Here is an 18,041-nt window from a genome sequence, read left to right as displayed (position 1 = left end):
GGCAATGGCAATGGCAATGAAGGAAATGGTGCTGGTGACGGAAATGGCAACGGCAACGGCAACGGCAACGGCAACGGCAACGAAGGAAATGGTGATGGCGGCTCACCACCCACGACAACGCCCACGATACCCACCGTGCCGATTATTACCAGCGTCACTGACAATCAGGCTCCCATTACGGGTCTTGTCAATCAACAGACATCTACTAATGATAATACGCCAGAACTTCAGGGCACTGGCCCCGCGAACGCAACCTTACATATTTTCGATAACGGTACAGAAATAGGTCAGGTCACTATCGATGCCAACGGGAACTGGACGTTTACTCCATCCTCCCCGCTTGCAGAAGGTACTCACCAGTTTACGGTCAGCGCATCAAACAATGCGGGCAGCAGCGCAATCTCAGACAGTTGGGTCATTACCATCGATACAACCCCACCTGCCGCCGCAATAATTTCTTCAGTGAACCAGGAAGGCACTACAGTGACGGGTAGTGCAGAGCCAGGAAGCACTGTCACTATCATTGGCAGTAACAACCAGGTTCTGGGATCAGCAATCGTCGGTTCAGGCGGTACCTTCACTATTGGCATATCGCCCGCGCAAACACACGGTGAAGCGCTAACAGCAAAGATTCAGGATGAAGCAGGCAATATCGGGCCAGATACCTCATTCAGTGCCTCGAATTCCGGTTATCCAGGCGTACCCGTGATAGTCAGTGTTATGGATGATGTCGCTCCCTCCGTTGGGCCATTGCTCAACAATCAGTCAACTAATGATGCGACCCCAACGCTTTCCGGGACAGCTGAGGCTAACAGTACGGTTAAAATTTACAATAACGGGGCATATATCGACAGCGTCGTCGCCGACAGCAACGGTAGTTGGAACTGGACCTCCAGCACAAACTTGCGGGACGGCTCATATGCCTTCACCGCTACGGCAACCAACCACCTGGGTACGGGGGGAATGTCGACGGCCTTCAATATCAATATCGATACTCAGCCGCCGCTATCGCCAGACGATCTGACCGTATCTGCCGATGGCGCTGTCGTCACGGGTACGGCTGAACCCGGCAGTACCGTGACGATAACCGACAATAACGATCATTTAATCGGCAGTGGTGTTACCGGGCCAGATGGCTCGTTTACTGTCACCATAAACCCACCACAAACCAATGGCGAAACCATCACCGCTATCGCTACCGATCCGGCAGGAAACACGAGTTTACCTGAAACGGCGATCGCTCCCGATATCACCGCCCCGCTACCGCCCACAAACCTGACAATCAATAATGCGGGCGATCAGGTTTCCGGCACGGCAGAGCCCAACAGTACCGTACATATTCTCAATCCTGGTGGCACTATCATTGGCACAACCACCGCTGATGCTGACGGAGATTTCACCGCCACACTGGTTCCGCCACAAACTAACGGCGAACATCTTGTCGCCAACGCAACGGATGCCGCAGGCAATACCAGTGGTAACACAGCACTCACAGCGCCAGACAGCACCGCACCTGATGCGCCGACAGGGGTGATTGTCGCCGGGGATGGTGGTTCAGTGAGTGGACATGCTGAAATCGGCAGCACCATCACCGTAAAAGACAGCAACGGGAGTACGATTGGCGTGGGTCAGGCAGACAGTGGTGGTCACTTTGTTGTGTCGATCACCCCGTCACAAATCAATGGTGAAACGGTAAAAGTGACCGCAACGGACAGTGCAGGCAACGAAAGTCTGCCCGCTTCCGCACTGGCTCCAGATATTACCGCGCCAGACCAACCGATTATTATTGCCGTCTTAGACGATGTTCCCGATGTCATCGGAAAAATTGATAACAACACGCTGACTAACGATGATAAACCGGAAATTAAGGGCACTGCCGAAGCGGGCTCGCAGGTAAAAATTTATGATAATGGTACCCTGCTAACCACCGTTACCGCCGATATCAATGGTAACTGGGACTACACGCCGACCACCGCGCTGAGCCAGGGCGCTCACGTGTTTACGGTTACGGCAACCGATGCCGCCAACAACACCAGTAGCGCCGCCAGCTGGAAAATCATTGTCGATAGCGTCGCGCCGGCCGTCCCGGCTATTACTTTGATCAACGATGACGTCGGAACCATCACCGGTAACATCGCGAATAACAACGGGATAACCAACGACAACACGCCGACCCTCTCAGGGACCGGCGAGCCAGGCTCGCTGGTGAACCTGTATGATAACGGTTTGCTGATGACGGTGATGCTCATCGACAAGTCAGGTACCTGGAGCTATACCGTCCCGGACAACAAGCAGCTTGCCGATCGCGACCATCGTTTTACCATATCCGCAACGGATGCCGCCGGTAACGTCGTCACCTCCCCCGTGACTGTCACCATTACCGTTGACACCCAGCCTCCAGGGGTACCAGCCATTTCAGCCGCCACCGATAACGTCGGAAATGCACCCGTTGACTTGCCTTCTGGTAGCCGCTCAAACGATAACCTGCCGTCACTGAAAGGGACCGGAGAAGTTGGCTCCACCATCACTATCTACGATGGTGCCACGCCTATTGGAACGACCACCGTTGTGGCTGGAGGAACCTGGAGTATCCCTGTCACCCAGCCACTTAGTGAAGGCTCGCACACATTGTCAGCTATCGCGACAGATGCGGCAGGTAACGCCAGTACCGCCGGAAGTTTCATGCTGACTGTCGATACAACGCCACCCGCAGCCCCGATCATCACCTCAGCGGAAGGGCTTATTGGCCTGGAAACTAAAGTACTGAGTAATGGCGGCAGTACGAAAAGCGACACCCCCAAACTGTCAGGAACAGGTGAACCGGGCGCGACAATTACGATTTATGAGAATGGCGGCCTCGCCGGCATCACTACCGTACAGCCAGACGGCACCTGGACATTTACCCCAACCTCACTTGCAGATGGGCCGCATAAATTCACCGCCACGGCGACCGACGCCGCGGGCAACACAGGGATCCCATCGGCGGGCTTTACGCTGACGGTGGATAATCTGCCGCCAACGCAACCGCTCCCACCCACCATTACGGATGACGTCAATCCGATAACCGGGGTCGTGACAAACGGCATAACTAACGACACCACACCAACGTTCAGCGGCACGGGGGATGTTGGCGACCTTATTTCCATCTACCTTGGTAATAATCCCGCGCCGTTGGGTACCGCGACGGTGGGCGCAGATGGTAAGTGGAGCTTTACACCTGGCGACCCCATCAATCCAGACAGCTATCAGATTACCATTACCGCAACTGACCCTGCCGGCAACGTCAGTCTGCCATCAAATGCCATCACCCTGAATATCGACATCACGCCGCCGGCAGCGCCAACCATTATCGCCGTCAATGATAATGTCGGCACTATTCAAGGCAATCTTGCGCCTGGCGCAATAACAGATGATACGACGCCAACTATTCGCGGAACCGGCACTGACGGCGACACGATCACGCTGTACAACGGCAGTACGATTATCGGTACCACAACGGTTGTTGGCACCACCTGGAGTATTACTCCTGGGACGGCGCTGGCAAACGGAAGTTATACGCTAACGGCCATTGCAACCGATGCGGCGGGGAACGCCAGTACCTCATCAAACAGCGTCTCGTTTACGGTTAGCAGCACCGTGCTGACCCTACCGCTGGTTACGGATATTGCAGATGACGCTGGTGCTATTATCGGTTCATTGACCAACAATAGCGTCACGGATGATACCACCCCAACAGTCAGCGGGACCGGTGCGCCGGGCAGTACGGTAGTCATTTTCGATGGTGGCAATCCCATTGCCGAAACCCTCGTTGCAGCGAATGGTAGCTGGAGTATTGAGATTACGCTGACGGGCAATGGCCCGCACACGCTGACGTTCGGCGCCAGGGATGCCGCGGGTAATTCCCTGGCGGCAGGAAACCCTGTAATGTTGATACTCGATACACAGCCTCCCGCCGAGCCAATCGTCACCAGTGTTGACCCGAACGGCACGCTGGTAAGCGGGACAGCCGAGCCGGGCAGCACCGTCATCATCAGAAGTGGTACTACGGTACTGGGCCAGGGCATTGCGAATAGCGTCACAGGTGCCTACACCGTCACGATCTCACCCGCACAAACTACGGGGCAGAATCTGAACGCAATCGCCCAGGATCAGGCGGGCAATAGCAGCGGCCCTACGCCATTTAACGCGGCCACGTCCAGCATTCCGCATCCGCCAACTCTCGAAATCATTGATGATGTCTCGCCTGTTACAGGAGCGATTGGCAACGGTAAAACCACCAATGACACCTTGCCGCTGTTACAAGGAACCGCCACGGCAGGAGCAACGGTCAAAATTTATCAGGATGGGAATGTAATCGGTACGGTCACCGCCGATGCCGTTTCCGGCGCATGGAGCTATCCATTATCCGCTCCGCTGACAAACGGCACGACTTACAATTTCACCGTATCGCAAACTGTTGCGGGTATAGACAGTGGCATATCGCCCAATTACGCCATCACTATCGATACTGCCGCCCCACAAGCCCCTGCGATCACCAGCGTAATTGACGACGTGTTACCGGGTACAGGATCGTTAGATACCGGACAAATTACCAACGATTCACGCCCGACCCTCAATGGAACTGGCGAAGCGGGCGCGACGATCACCCTTTACGATAAAGGTATCGCGATTGGCATAACCACCGTGAGTGGCAGCGGATACTGGAGCTATACACCAACAGATGGGTTGGGAGAAGGCGAGCATATCTTTACCGCACGCGCAACGGATGCTGCAGGCAACCAGGGCGATCCCTCTAACAGCTTCCGGATTATTGTCGATACGTTAATCCCAAGCGCGCCCTCTATTGTGTCGGTAATGGACGACGTCGGTATCCCGCAGTCCCTTACATCCGGACAGCTAACCAACGACAACACCCCATCGCTTGCTGGCGTCACCGAGGCCGATTCAGTAGTGACCATTCGCGATAATGGCGCGGTAATTGGCACAACCACCAGCGATGAAAACGGTAACTGGAGCTTTACACCGGCTCCAGCACTTAGTGAAGGCAATCATTCGTTCACCGCAACCGTCACGGATGGTGCTGGCAACATCAGCCCGGCAAGCCCACCTTTCGTTCTGGTTGTTGATACGCTGCCGCCCGCAGCACCGAGCATTACCTCGGTGATTGACGATCAACCCAGCAACACATCGCTGACTAACGGACAATTAACTAACGATGCACAACCCACGCTGAACGGCAAAGGAGAGATCGGCGCATCTATCACCATCCGCGATAAAGGCGTTGATATTGGTACAACCCAGGTTGATGAGACCGGCAACTGGAGCTTCACGCCGGATACCCCGCTGACTCAGGGGCAACACATCTTTACCGCCGTTGCCACCGATCAGGCGGGCAATATGGGAGGCGTATCTTCGTCCTTCACCCTCGAACTGGATTCCATCGCCCCGCAGCCCCCTATCATTAGCACGGTATTGGACAATACGGCTCCCACAACAGGCGCGATAACCAATGGGCAGACGACAAACGAAACACGTCCGGCACTGAGCGGCACGGGCGAAGTGGGGGCGACCATTACCGTTCTGAGCGATGGCCAACCCATTGGCACCACCACCGTGGGGGCGGGAGGTATCTGGAACTTTACCCCAACGGATGCACTGAGCAACGGACCGCATACATTGACCGTCACCGCGACCGACAGTGCAGGTAACACCAGCGCTGCATCGAACGGCTTTGGGCTCATCGTTGATACCGTATCGCCGGGTATACCCATCATTTCTCAGGTAGCAGATGATGTCGGCCCGCTGACGGGTAATCTGAACAACGGCCAGGCCACAAATGATGCGCAACCCACGCTCAGTGGAACAGCAGAAGCCAATTCCACGATCAAAATTTATGACAATGGCACCTATCTCGGTACCGCTCCGGTAGACACCAATGGAGCCTGGAGCTTCACGCCAACAGCTGTACTTGGAAATGGTAACCATGCGCTCACGGTGACCGCCGCGGACGCAGCCGGAAACGTCAGTCAGTCATCCGCCACATTTAACATCATTGTGGATACCGTTGCCCCGTTTGCCCCCACCATTATCCAGGCCGTCGATGACGTACAGCCCGGCACCGGGACGCTGTCCAGTGGGGCCTGGACCAATGACACCCGTCCGCTACTCAGTGGCTCAACGGAAGCGAATGCCCGGGTCGCGATTTACGATAACGGCACGCTGCTGGGGACGGTTACCGCCACAATAGATGGGACGTGGGAATATCTGCCCCCCACACTGAGCAACGGCCAACATACATTCACTGCTATCGCCACAGACGCCGCCGGCAATATCGGTGCCACCTCAAGCGGATTTATTATTAATGTCGATACGAACCCACCGCCAATCCCACAACTGATCTCGGTCATAGATGATATCGCAGGCGGTGTTTTCAATGCAGCGCTGAACAACGGGCAGCTCACCAACGATGCCCGCCCAACGCTCAACGGCACCGCCGAAGCCGGTAGCACTGTCAGTATCTATGACGGGAACACTCTGCTTGGTACCGCTCTGGTGCAAAGCAATAATAGCTGGACATTTACCCCGACCACGCCGCTCGCGACCGGGTCCCATACCTTCACCGTGACCGCTACCGATGCGGCAGGCAATACCAGCGGCGCAACACCAGGTTTTACCGTGGTGGTGGACACCGCGGCTCCGGCACAGCCTTCAATAAGTAGCATTATTGATGATGTTGGCCCCAACACCGGTGCGATTGGCAGCAATCAGCCCACCAATGACGCACGCCCAACCCTGAACGGCTCCGCAGAGGCCAACGCGCGAGTCGATATTTATGATAATGGCAGTTTTGTCACCAGCGTAACGGCTGACAGCACTGGCAACTGGAATTACACGCCGTCCACTGATCTGGCTCAAGGGGCTCATTCGTTTACCATCACGGCGACAGATGCAGCGGGGAATACCAGTGGATTTTCGTCTGCAGCAGCCATTGTGGTCGATACCATCGCACCCGGAGTTCCAACCGGGCTGGCGGTCAACGCCAATGGTACGACGTTAACCGGTGTGGCCGAAGCGAACAGTACGGTCATTATCACCTCCGGTAGCGGAACGGTACTCGGCACCACAACAGCAAATGCTTCCGGTAACTTCACCTTTACCCTGAATCCACCGCAAATTAGTGGGCAAACGCTGCAGGTCAGCGCACAGGATGCCGCTGGCAATATCGGCACCGCCGGCAACGTGCTGGCCCCGTTTACCGGTGTTCCTCCCGCGCCGGTGATCTCCAGCGTATTCGATGATGTCGGCACTATCACGGGCCTGGTCACCGCCGGGAAAACCACCAATGATACCCGCCCAACACTGAGCGGAACTGCGCAGGCAAACGCCGTTATCAACCTGTATAACAACGGCACGTTGATGGGTAGCACAACCGCAGACGGGAATGGGATCTGGAGTTTTACGCCAGGCAGCGCCCTGAGTGAAGGCAACCATGCGTTTACCGCCAACGCCACAAATGCCAACGGCTCGAGCGTTTTGTCTGGCTCGTTCAGCATCATTGTGGATACCACGCCACCGCCCCCCCCTACGATTCTGATCAGCGCCGATGGCGGATCTGTGAGCGGTATCGCCGAAGCCGGCAGTACGGTTACGATATCCCTGCCTGGCGGCACCAGCGTGACAGCGGTCGCCAACAGCAGTGGGGTCTACAGTGCCACCTTACCTGTACGCCAGATTGAAGGTCAGTCGTTATCTGCAACGGCAACCGATGCAGCAGGCAATACGTCATCGCCTGCCAGCGTCATCGCGCCAGTACTCCCCCTGCTGGCTGAAGATAATGTCACCCGTTTGCCGCTACAGACTGACGTGGTAATCAGCACTGAGCATCAAAGCGATTACGGTTTCCTGCTGGTGAACGCACTGGGTAGCGTCGCCAACGTGCTGGGTAACGACACGGCAAGTGTTAATTTCAGCATCCAGTCTGGCGGTAGTGGCTCCATCACCATTAACGCCGCGGCGACCGGCATTGTGCTGTCACTATTAAGCTCAATGGAGATTGTTATCCAGCGCTATGACTCCTTGCTCAACACCTGGATAACCGTGGTCGATACTTCGAAACCCAATTTCGCCAGTTTGCTAACCATCGGAGCCTCTGGAGTGACGCTCAATTATGATGGGCTGACAGGCGGGGATTATCGCGTGGTCAGCTTCAACACGAACCTGCTGGCGACCGGCGCTTACACCAGCCTGGACGTTGCGGTGGTGAAAACCAACGGCGGAACCATCACCGGGGGGACCACAGAATCCGGTAACATCATCACCGATACCGATCCCACTAACGGTCAAGATAACGCCCCTTCCGGTACGCTGGTCACCGCCATTACCGATGGTAACGGCAATGTGGTAAACGTCACGGCAGGCGGCGTGAATGTACAGGGTAAATACGGCATCCTGCATATTAACCAGGACGGCAGTTATACCTATACCCTGACCAATACAGCAATATCGGTGTATGGCCGCTCCGAAAGCTTCACCTATACGTTGACGCATGGCTCTGACCATTCCTCAGCCAAACTGGTTGTCACGCTAGGCCAGGCCCCAACCACCAGCACGGTAACGGCAGCAGATGATGTGGCGTCACTGACGTACGGAACCCAGGTGATCGCAGTCGACCACGGCACGTCAAAACAAACTGGCTTCACACTGGCAAATGTCGGGCTGGGTGATGTCCTCGACGTCAGCCTGGTCAACGGGTTGACCAACCCAATCAAATTCAACGTTGATGACGGAGCAACCCGTACGCTCACCGTCCAGGCGAATGTCCTCGGTGTGACACTTGGCGGTTTTGATCTCTATGTCTACCGCTTCAATGAGGCTATTCAGCAGTATGAACAATATCGGGTGCAGCCAAACTGGGTTACGGCGCTGCTGGGCGGCAGCTCTTCAGCGTATACCATCACGCTGCCGGGTGGTGACTATCTTTTCCTGCTTAACGCCTCTGGCGGCCTGACGTTACTGACCAGCTATACCCTGAATATTCAGGCGGATCATACCTACGCGGTGGACAGTCTCAGCGCGGTAACCAACGGTAATATTCTGGTCAATGACTCGGCTCCGATAAACAGCGTCATCACCGAAGTGAATGGTGTTGCGATTAACGGAACGGGCACCACCAGTATTAACGGACAATATGGCACGCTGACTATCGATGCGAAGGGGAACTATACCTATACCCTGAAAAGCGGGCTGGGTGCAGATAGCATCAGCACACCGGACAGTTTCGTCTATACGGTCAAAGCCCCCAATGGCGATACAGGTAGCGCCTCGCTGAACATTACGGCGACCCCGCAGGCGCTGGACGCAGTAAATGACGTCAGCGGCATGATGGCGGTGAGTACCGTTCAGGATTCTGCGGCATACGGAAGCGGCGCGCTGGGCACAGCGACAATTCCGACGCTGGGGAGCAAAGCAACCGGTTCAGGTTCGTTTGACATCGCAACAAATGACGTACTGAAAGGCGCCACGCTCAACTTCAGCATCGGCACACTTATCACCGTCGGTACGCTGGGCGTGACCTGGACAATCACCGGTCCTGACGGATTCTCGCTTTCAGGCTCCGTACCCGCCAGTGCCATTAGCCTGTTAGGCAGTTCAATTGCCGTCTCGCTGGGTAATGCCGAGCTAGCCGCGGGTCATTACAGCATCAGCTTCACAGGAACGATGGGGGGACTGGCCGTTGGCAACGTCAGCATTACGCCGAACGTCACGGGCACAACATGGCACCTCAATACCTGGGACGTTAACACCACGACGGTGAATGGCAATATTTTTGATGGCAGTGATGCCGCTGGCGCGCACGATCAGCTCTCAACAGTCCATACGCAGCTCACTATCACCGGCTTTAACGGCAGTACCGCCACACTCAATCCGACCAGCAGTATCAGTAGCACAACAATTCAGGGTCATTATGGCTCACTGACCATGAATCTGGATGGCTCATACATCTATACGCTGAAACCGGGTACAACCGTGGCGTCGATGGCCAGCAAAGAGACATTTACCTATACGCTTAACGACCAAAACGGGCATACGGACACCGCGACGCTGACCATCAATATGAATCCACAGATGGCAAGCACCGCGCAGCATGACGTGATCATCGGCTCGGTCTACGGCGATACGCTGATTTATCACCTGCTTAATGCCAGCGATGCAACGGGCGGTAACGGAACGGCAGACACCTGGACCAACTTCTCGCTGGCGCAGGGCGACAAAATCGACATCGGCGACCTGCTGGTAGGCTGGAACGGACAAAATGCCACGCTCGGTAACTACCTCACGGTGACCACCAGCGGTAACAACACCGTCGTTTCCATTGACCGCGACGGTACAGGCAGCACGTACCACACCACTAACCTCGTAACACTGGAGAACGTACACACCACGCTCGATGAGCTGATCCAACAAAATCACATTGTGACCTGAAACGAACGCCATACCGCTATAACGAGATAACAACAGCCCCGTATGCCATGACGTCCGGGGCAATAACAGTCGTCACTGCCCTATTTTGCAAGGGATAAACTATGAGAAATGTCGCCCCTGTCGCTGTACTGCTGGCATTAACGTTCTGTTCCGTTCGTGCGAATGCCGAAGATGAACCGCAAATTATTACGCCGGAAGGGCTGGCAACCAGCCAGATGCTTCCCTCTCTGGATGGCTCTGTGGCCGATCTACCGCTAAGCGTTGCCGCTCCCGGAAGCCTGACGCTTAACGACGCGGTGAGCCGCGCAGTGAGCTGGCATCCTTCTATTCGTGAATCCATTGGCAAACTGCTCTCGCAAAATGAGCAGATAGACGTGGCGAAAGCAAAATATTATCCGCAAGTTACAGCCGGAATGAACAACGGCTACAGCAATACCTACACCGACCATGGCTTCAGCCCTGCACTGGTCATTTCGGTGTCACAAATGCTGTATGACTTCGGCAAAGTCGCCAGCCAGGTGCGCGCCGAAACCGCCGGTTCGGCGCAACAACAGGCAAACGTGTTACTCAGCATCGATACTGTCGCCCACGCCACCGCCAATGCCATCGTCCAGGTTCAGACATGGCAACAGATGGTGGATGCCGCCGAAGAGCAACTGGTCGCGCTAAACGGTATTGGTCGACTGACCAGAGAACGTAATGATGAAGGGGCGACCTCGCTGTCTGACGTGGTACAAACCGATGCGCGTATTGAGTCTGCTCGTTCACAGCTGGCGCAATATCAGGCCAATCTCGACAGTAGCAAAGCGACATTGATGAGCTATCTCGGCTGGCGCACACTGAACGGCATCAGCAATGAGTTTCCGGTAAAACTGGACAGCAGTTGCGATGTCGTAAAACCGGAGGATAAGTTAGTTCCTGCAGTGCTGGCAGCCTGGGCGCAGGCGAACATCGCACAGGCCAATCTGGATTACGCCAACGCACAGATGACGCCAACCATTTCCCTGGAGCCATCTGTTCAGCACTATCTCAACGACAAATACCCCAGCCATGAGGTGCTCGACAAAACGCAGTACTCAGCGTGGGTAAAAGTCGAAATGCCGCTGTATCAGGGCGGCGGTCTCACCGCCCGGCGCAACGCCGCCAGCCACGCGGTAGAGTCCGCACAGTACTCTATTCAGCGCACCCGACTTGAAGTACGGCAAAAATTACTGGAATCCCGCAGCCAGGCAATGAGCCTCGCGACTGCATTGCAGATCCTGCGCCGCCAGCAGCGGCTGAGCGAACGCACTCGTGAACTGTATCAACAGCAGTATCTGGATCTCGGCTCACGCCCATTACTTGATGTTCTTAACGCCGAACAGGAAGTGTACCAGGCCCGTTTTGCCGAACTCCAGACCCAAAGCCAGCTGCGCCAGCTACAACTGAACTGCCTCTACAACACCGGATCGTTGCGCCAGGCGTTCGCCTTAAATAACCGCAGCATTCAATCGGTGGAGATCCAGCTATGAGCGACGTCGAGCCTGTTGTTGAAGATGCTATTGGCGAACCCGCCCTGAGCCAGTGGGCGCAGGCAGTTACCCACATTGCCAGCCACTATCGCCTTACTTGCTCGCCAGGCGCTATCCAGGCCAACGCCCCATGGTTCGAGGGGAAAAGCAAAACCCTTGCTTTGACGCAATTAGCGCGCCAGGCGGGACTTTCCTTTCATACGCTGGATACCGCAAAGCAGGTACTTAACCAATGGCGTTTACCGGTGGTGGCGGAACTGCACGACGGCCAAATCATGGTGATAGAACATTTCAACGGTGAAGATACACTGGATGTCTTTATTATTGCCGACGAGGGACAGCGCAACCGGCTGGCGGTGGCAGAGCTTCTGCCAGAAATCCATACTATCACCGCACTGCGCCCGTTATCGGCGTTAAAAGACAGTCGGGTTGATCGCTATATTTCGCGCTTTAAACCCGACTGGATACGCGAGCTAGTTTTACAAGATATCCGCCCTTACCTGCCCGTCATGGTTGCTGCGTTTCTGATTAACGTCCTGTCACTCTCCGGGATAATTTTTTCAATGCAGGTTTACGACCGGGTGATCCCCGCCCAGTCATATCCGACTCTCTATGTTCTCTCGACCGGTGTCCTGGTCGCGGTATTGTTTGGCTTTTTGCTTCGCGAAGCACGTACCCACATTATGGATCTACTCGGTAAACGTGCAGACATGCGTATTTCCGATCGCGTGTTCAGCCACGCCCTGCGGTTGCGCAATAGCGCGGTTCCCCGCTCAACAGGGAGTTTTATTTCCCAACTCCGCGAGCTGGAGCAGATCCGGGAGATGATCACCTCCTCAACCATGTCGACCATCGTCGACCTGCCGTTTTTCCTGCTGTTTATTGTCGTACTGGCGTGCATTGCTCCGCCGCTGGCGTGGATAGCCCCCGTCGCTGCCATTCTGATGATTCTGCCGGGGCTGTTATTACAGAAAAAGCTGGCGGTGCTTGCTAACCAGGCCGCACATGAATCCACTCTGCGCAACGCGGTGCTGGTCGAAAGCGTTCAGGGGCTGGAAGATATCAAGCTACTGCAGGCGGAGAACCGCTTTTTACAGCAATGGAACAGCTATATCCGCATTACTGGCGAGTCCGGGCTACGCACACGCAAGCTTACCCAAGGGCTGATCGGCTGGGGGATGTCAGTACAAAGCCTGGTTTACGCCGCCATCATTATGTTCGGTGCGCCTATGGTTATTGAAGGCACGATGACCACCGGGGCCGTGGTGGCCACCTCGGTGCTCGGATCACGGATGATCGCCCCGATGGCTAACCTGTGTGGTGTGCTGGCTCGCTGGCAGCAGGTCAAAGCAGCCAAAATGGGGCTGGACAGCATTATGCAACTTCCCACCGAGACGCAGCACGATGAAGACCGGATACACCAGAAAATCTTCCGCGGCCACTATCTGTTTGAAAATGCGCACTTTCGCTACCACAGTGACGACCAGCGCGTACCGTTACGCATCTCGCGCCTGGAAGTGATGCCCGGAGAGCGGATTGCGATACTCGGGCGTAACGGCGCGGGTAAATCAACCCTGCTACAGGCCATGGCGGGCGGCGTGGAGATTATTCAGGGTGATGTCCGACTCGATAACCTGAGTCTGGCGCAAATCGAAATGGCTGATTTACGCCGCAATATCGGTTTTCTCAGCCAGAACGCTCGGCTTTTTTTCGGTACGTTACGCGAGAATCTGACACTCGGCGCACCGCATGCCAGCGACACGCAGATATTCGAAGCGCTGGAGGTCAGTGGCGCATCTGCATTCGTCAAACAACTCGCCAAAGGGCTGGCACACCCCATTATGGAAGGCGGTAATGGGCTTTCCGGCGGGCAGCGTCAGTCAATTCTGCTCGCCAGAATGTTACTTCGATCGCCCAATATCGTACTGCTCGACGAACCCAGTGCCTCGCTGGATGAACACACCGAGCGGGAATTTATACAACGGTTAAACCAGTGGCTGGGCAACCGCACATTGATTGTCGCCACACATCGCGTTCCGGTTCTGGAGCTGGTCGAGCGCGTGGTGGTACTCAAAGAAGGTCAGCTGGTCATGGATGCCCCAAAAGCGCAGGCGCTAAATGCAAATCGGGCACCTGCACAGACTCACGGTCGGGAGTGGAAAAATGAAAACCAATCCGCATGACGCCGCCATGGACGACCTCGATATCCGCCGGGAACACCGTTTTTCCGGCGCCAGTCGCATTATTCTGCTCAGCACACTGCTTTTTGCCATCCTGGGGGGATGGGCGTATTTCGGCAAACTGGATGAGGTCTCTACCGGCAGTGGGAAAGTCATCCCCAGCTCGCGTGAACAAATATTGCAGTCGCTTGACGGCGGGATCCTCGCCGAACTCAGCGTGCACGAAGGTGATAAAGTTCAGGCCAACCAGATTGTCGCCCGCCTCGACCCAACGCGTTCTGAATCCAACGTGGGTGAAAGCGCCGCCCGATACCGTGCATCTTTAGCGTCAAGCGCCAGACTGAATGCCGAAGTCAACGATTTGCAGCTAACGTTCCCCAGCTCGCTGCAGGCCTGGCCGGAACTTATCGCCTCTGAAACCCGGTTATATAAAAGCCGCCGGGCGCAGCTTGCCGATTCGATGGTGGAACTACAGGATGCGCTGGTCTCCGTGAACAAGGAACTGGCGATCACCCAACGGCTGGAGAAAAGCGGTGCCGCCAGCCATGTGGAAGTGCTGCGCCTGCAACGACAAAAAAGCGATCTTGGACTCAAAATAACCGACCTGCGCTCGCAATATTACGTGCAGGCGCGTGAAGCGCTGTCGAAGGCCAACGCCGAGGTAGATATGCTGGCGGCCATCTTAAAAGGTCGCGAAGATTCCGTTACCCGCCTGACCGTTCGCGCCCCGATGCGCGGTATCGTAAAAAACATCCAGGTCACCACGATTGGCGGCGTTATCCCTCCTAACGGCGAAATGATGGAGATTGTCCCGGTAGACGATCATTTGCTGATTGAAACCCGCCTGTCACCGCGCGATATCGCGTTTATTCACCCCGGACAGCGGGCACTGGTAAAGATTACTGCCTATGACTACGCCATTTACGGAGGGCTGGAGGGCGTGGTCGAAACCATCTCCCCAGATACCATTCAGGACAAAGTGAAGCCGGAGATCTTCTACTACCGTGTTTTCATACGTACCCATCAGGACTTTTTACAGAACAAGCTGGGACGCCATTTTTCTATCGTACCGGGCATGATTGCCACTGTGGATATAAAAACAGGTGAAAAAACCATCGTCGACTATTTAATCAAACCATTTAATCGTGCAAAAGAAGCACTGCGCGAGCGGTAAATCCTTGCGGTTAAGGGGTTGTGGGGGCTGGTCACGCGTGTCACAAGTCTGTTATACTTGCTGCAACACATTGGGGCTGATTCTGGATTCGACGGGATTCGCGAAACCCAAGGTGCATGCCGAGGGGCGGTTGGCCTCGTAAAAAGCCGCAAAAAAATAGTCGCAAACGACGAAAACTACGCTTTAGCAGCTTAATAACCTGCTCTGAGCCCTCTCTCCCTAGCTTCCGCTCTTAAGACGGGGATCAAAGAGAGGTCAAACCCAAAAGAGATCGCGTGGATGCCCTGCCTGGGGTTGAAGCGTTAAAACTAATCAGGCTAGTCTGGTAGTGGCGTGTCTGTCCGCAGGTGCCAGGCGAATGTAAAGACTGACTAAGCATGTAGTACCGAGGATGTAGGAATTTCGGACGCGGGTTCAACTCCCGCCAGCTCCACCAAACATTCATTCATGATGCATCATGAACCTTAAAAAAGCCTGTAACTTCAACGAGTTGCAGGCTTTTTTGTTGCATGTGTGGTCATGATCTCTGTATGAATCTTAACCTTTTGGCACCATGTTTAGCACCACGGTATCGTGGGGCTAAAAAAGCGTGGTGCTAAAACATGCCTAAGCAACTGAAACCCTTAACAAATGTGGAGATCGCTGGCGCGAAGCCCCGTAGCACGGACTATGAGCTACGGGACGGTGAAGGCCTGTACTTGCTGGTTAAGACTTCAGGGAGGAAGGCCTGGCATTTCGAGTATTATCATCCCGTCACCAAAAAGCGCACCAAAACCAGCCTTGGCCCTTACCCGGTCGTTACACTGGCGATGGCCCGCGAAACTCGCACGCAGTACAGACGGCTGCTCTGGCAGGGCATCGATCCTCGTCAACACTTAGCTGAAATAGCCGAAGAAAAACGCATCCAGAATGAATGCACGCTGGAAAAGATAGCCGGACAGTGGCTGGAAGAGAAAAAACGGACCTGTGGACTCAGCGAAGATCACGTCAAAGATATCTGGCGTTCGCTGGAGATGCACGTCTTTCCTTCTCTGGGCCATACGCCCGTCACCGAGATCCGCCCGAAAATACTCAAGGAACACCTCACACCGCTGGAAGAACAGGGCATCCTCGAAACGCTGCGGCGGGTTATCTCGCGGCTCAATGAAATCTTCCGCTTTGCCATCTCCGAAGAGCTCATCGAGTTCAATCCGGCTGACAACCTGGTCGCCCGCTTCAAGAAACCGAAAAAGCAGAACATGCCCGCACTCCACCCCAGCGAGTTGGGTAGGCTGATGCTGGCACTACAGAACGCCTCTATCCGCAAGGAAACCCGCTGCCTTATCGAATGGGAGCTACTGACCTGGGTTCGCCCCGGCGAAGCCGTTAGCGCCCGCTGGTGTGACATCGATATGAAAAAAGCAGAATGGCGTATCCCTGACACCTTTATGAAGATGAACCGTTCGCATACGGTGCCGCTCAGCAAACAGGCACTGCGCGTTCTTCAGATCATGGAGCCAGTCAGCCGCCATCGTCCGTGGGTTTTCCCCAGCATTCGCAAACCGCTGGAGCATATGCACCAGCAGACCGCGAACGCCGCGCTTATCCGTATGAGTTTCGGCGGTGAACTGGTCGCCCACGGCATGCGCAGCATCGCCAGGACCGCAGGCGCAGGTCATTTCCCCCGTGAAGTTCTGGAATCTGCACTGGCACACCAGAAAGAAGACGAGATCGAAGCGGCATACAACCGCAGCGACTATCTGGAACAAAGGCGACCGCTGATGCAGTGGTGGGGAAACTACGTTGATGCTGCCAGACGGCAGGCGCTGCTCGGTGAAGAAGAACCGCTGCGGATCGTGGAAGGAGAATAATGTGACCAGTCCCATTCGTCAGAATCTGTTTGAACGGGAATGTGGTATGCCGCTGCTGGAAGCGCGGCATCTCGCCCTTCTGCTTCTCGGCCTTGATGCATCCCAACCGGCAAACGCCCTGCTGGAAGAACATCAGGAAAATTACCGTATCCTGCACGACGCGATCAGCCGCACCATCAAAGCAACGGGCATGGTCAGCGCCCCGGCGAATAAACGCATGTTCTATGCCGATGAAATGTTCGCACTGGCCTGGCGACTTATTGATGACGAACTCACGCCACCAGAAATTAAGGCCCGCAGCCTGAAGGCGGTGATGAAACTGTCACGTAACAGCCGTGGCCGCAAGTGGCTGAAGACGCTCGGTGACGACGCGCTACCAGATCTTACTACTTCAGCACAACCTTCCCAGCGTGGGATGCATAAGCGTGACAAAGCACGGGAGAATACAGCCCGACTCTGCTGGCTACTGGTTCAGCTTCTGGTTGAGGAGACTGACGGGCGTTACGGGACGTCTGATAAGCCGGCTTCGGATCGGATACTTCGAAAGCTGAAAACGCTGGCTCAGGATCGGGAATTGTTGTCAGACGGGCTTGGGCGAGGGACCGTTTATGAGGTACTGAAGATGGGACGGGAGAAAAGAACGTAAGTAGTCGCTCCCAGCGGCGAGTGTAGCGAACCAATTAAGCTATGATACTTCAGGCGTATAGTCGGCTTCGTGCTGTGAGTTCAACTGATGGACGCAACACACTTATTGAACCGTTCTGCGGGTGATTCATAGTCTAGCGTTTTTCTCGGCCTTTCGTTGAGCTGTCTGGCAACACTGTTAAGTCTTTGCTGGCTGTGA

General features: G+C 55.3%; 6 protein-coding genes and 1 other RNA gene. All 7 read left to right on the top strand.

Annotated elements, in window-relative coordinates:
* A partial coding sequence (locus tag NNO02_RS19240) for a BapA/Bap/LapF family large adhesin (protein ID WP_271455507.1) occupies positions 1-10,482 on the top strand: 10,482 nt, incomplete at its 5' end.
* Positions 10,483-10,583: 101 nt separating this feature from the next.
* Positions 10,584-11,993 carry a TolC family outer membrane protein gene (locus tag NNO02_RS19235; RefSeq protein ID WP_271455506.1) on the top strand — a complete coding sequence of 470 codons (1,410 nt, stop codon included), beginning with the start codon at positions 10,584-10,586 and terminating at the stop codon, positions 11,991-11,993.
* Complete coding sequence (locus NNO02_RS19230; RefSeq protein ID WP_271455505.1) at positions 11,990-14,176, top strand: type I secretion system permease/ATPase; 2,187 nt, start codon at positions 11,990-11,992, stop codon at positions 14,174-14,176. The genes NNO02_RS19235 and NNO02_RS19230 overlap by 4 nt, the downstream gene beginning before the upstream one ends.
* A 7-nt stretch (positions 14,177-14,183) precedes the next feature.
* Positions 14,184-15,347, top strand: coding sequence for an HlyD family efflux transporter periplasmic adaptor subunit (locus NNO02_RS19225; RefSeq protein WP_271442581.1), 1,164 nt, complete (start codon positions 14,184-14,186; stop codon positions 15,345-15,347).
* A 72-nt stretch (positions 15,348-15,419) separates the two neighbouring features.
* Positions 15,420-15,783, top strand: a transfer-messenger RNA (tmRNA) gene (ssrA, locus tag NNO02_RS19220).
* Between the two features lie 166 nt (positions 15,784-15,949).
* A complete protein-coding gene (locus NNO02_RS19215; RefSeq protein WP_271455504.1) occupies positions 15,950-17,197 on the top strand; it encodes an integrase domain-containing protein in 1,248 nt (415 codons plus the stop codon).
* Position 17,198: 1 nt separating this feature from the next.
* Positions 17,199-17,843, top strand: coding sequence for a hypothetical protein (locus NNO02_RS19210; RefSeq protein ID WP_271455503.1), 645 nt, complete (start codon positions 17,199-17,201; stop codon positions 17,841-17,843).
* The last annotated feature ends 198 nt before the right edge of the window (positions 17,844-18,041 follow it).

It is taken from the genome of Citrobacter sp. Awk 2, assembly GCF_028069815.1.
In the GTDB taxonomy this organism is placed as follows: domain Bacteria; phylum Pseudomonadota; class Gammaproteobacteria; order Enterobacterales; family Enterobacteriaceae; genus Citrobacter.
This window is presented reverse-complemented; position numbering and strand designations above follow the sequence as displayed.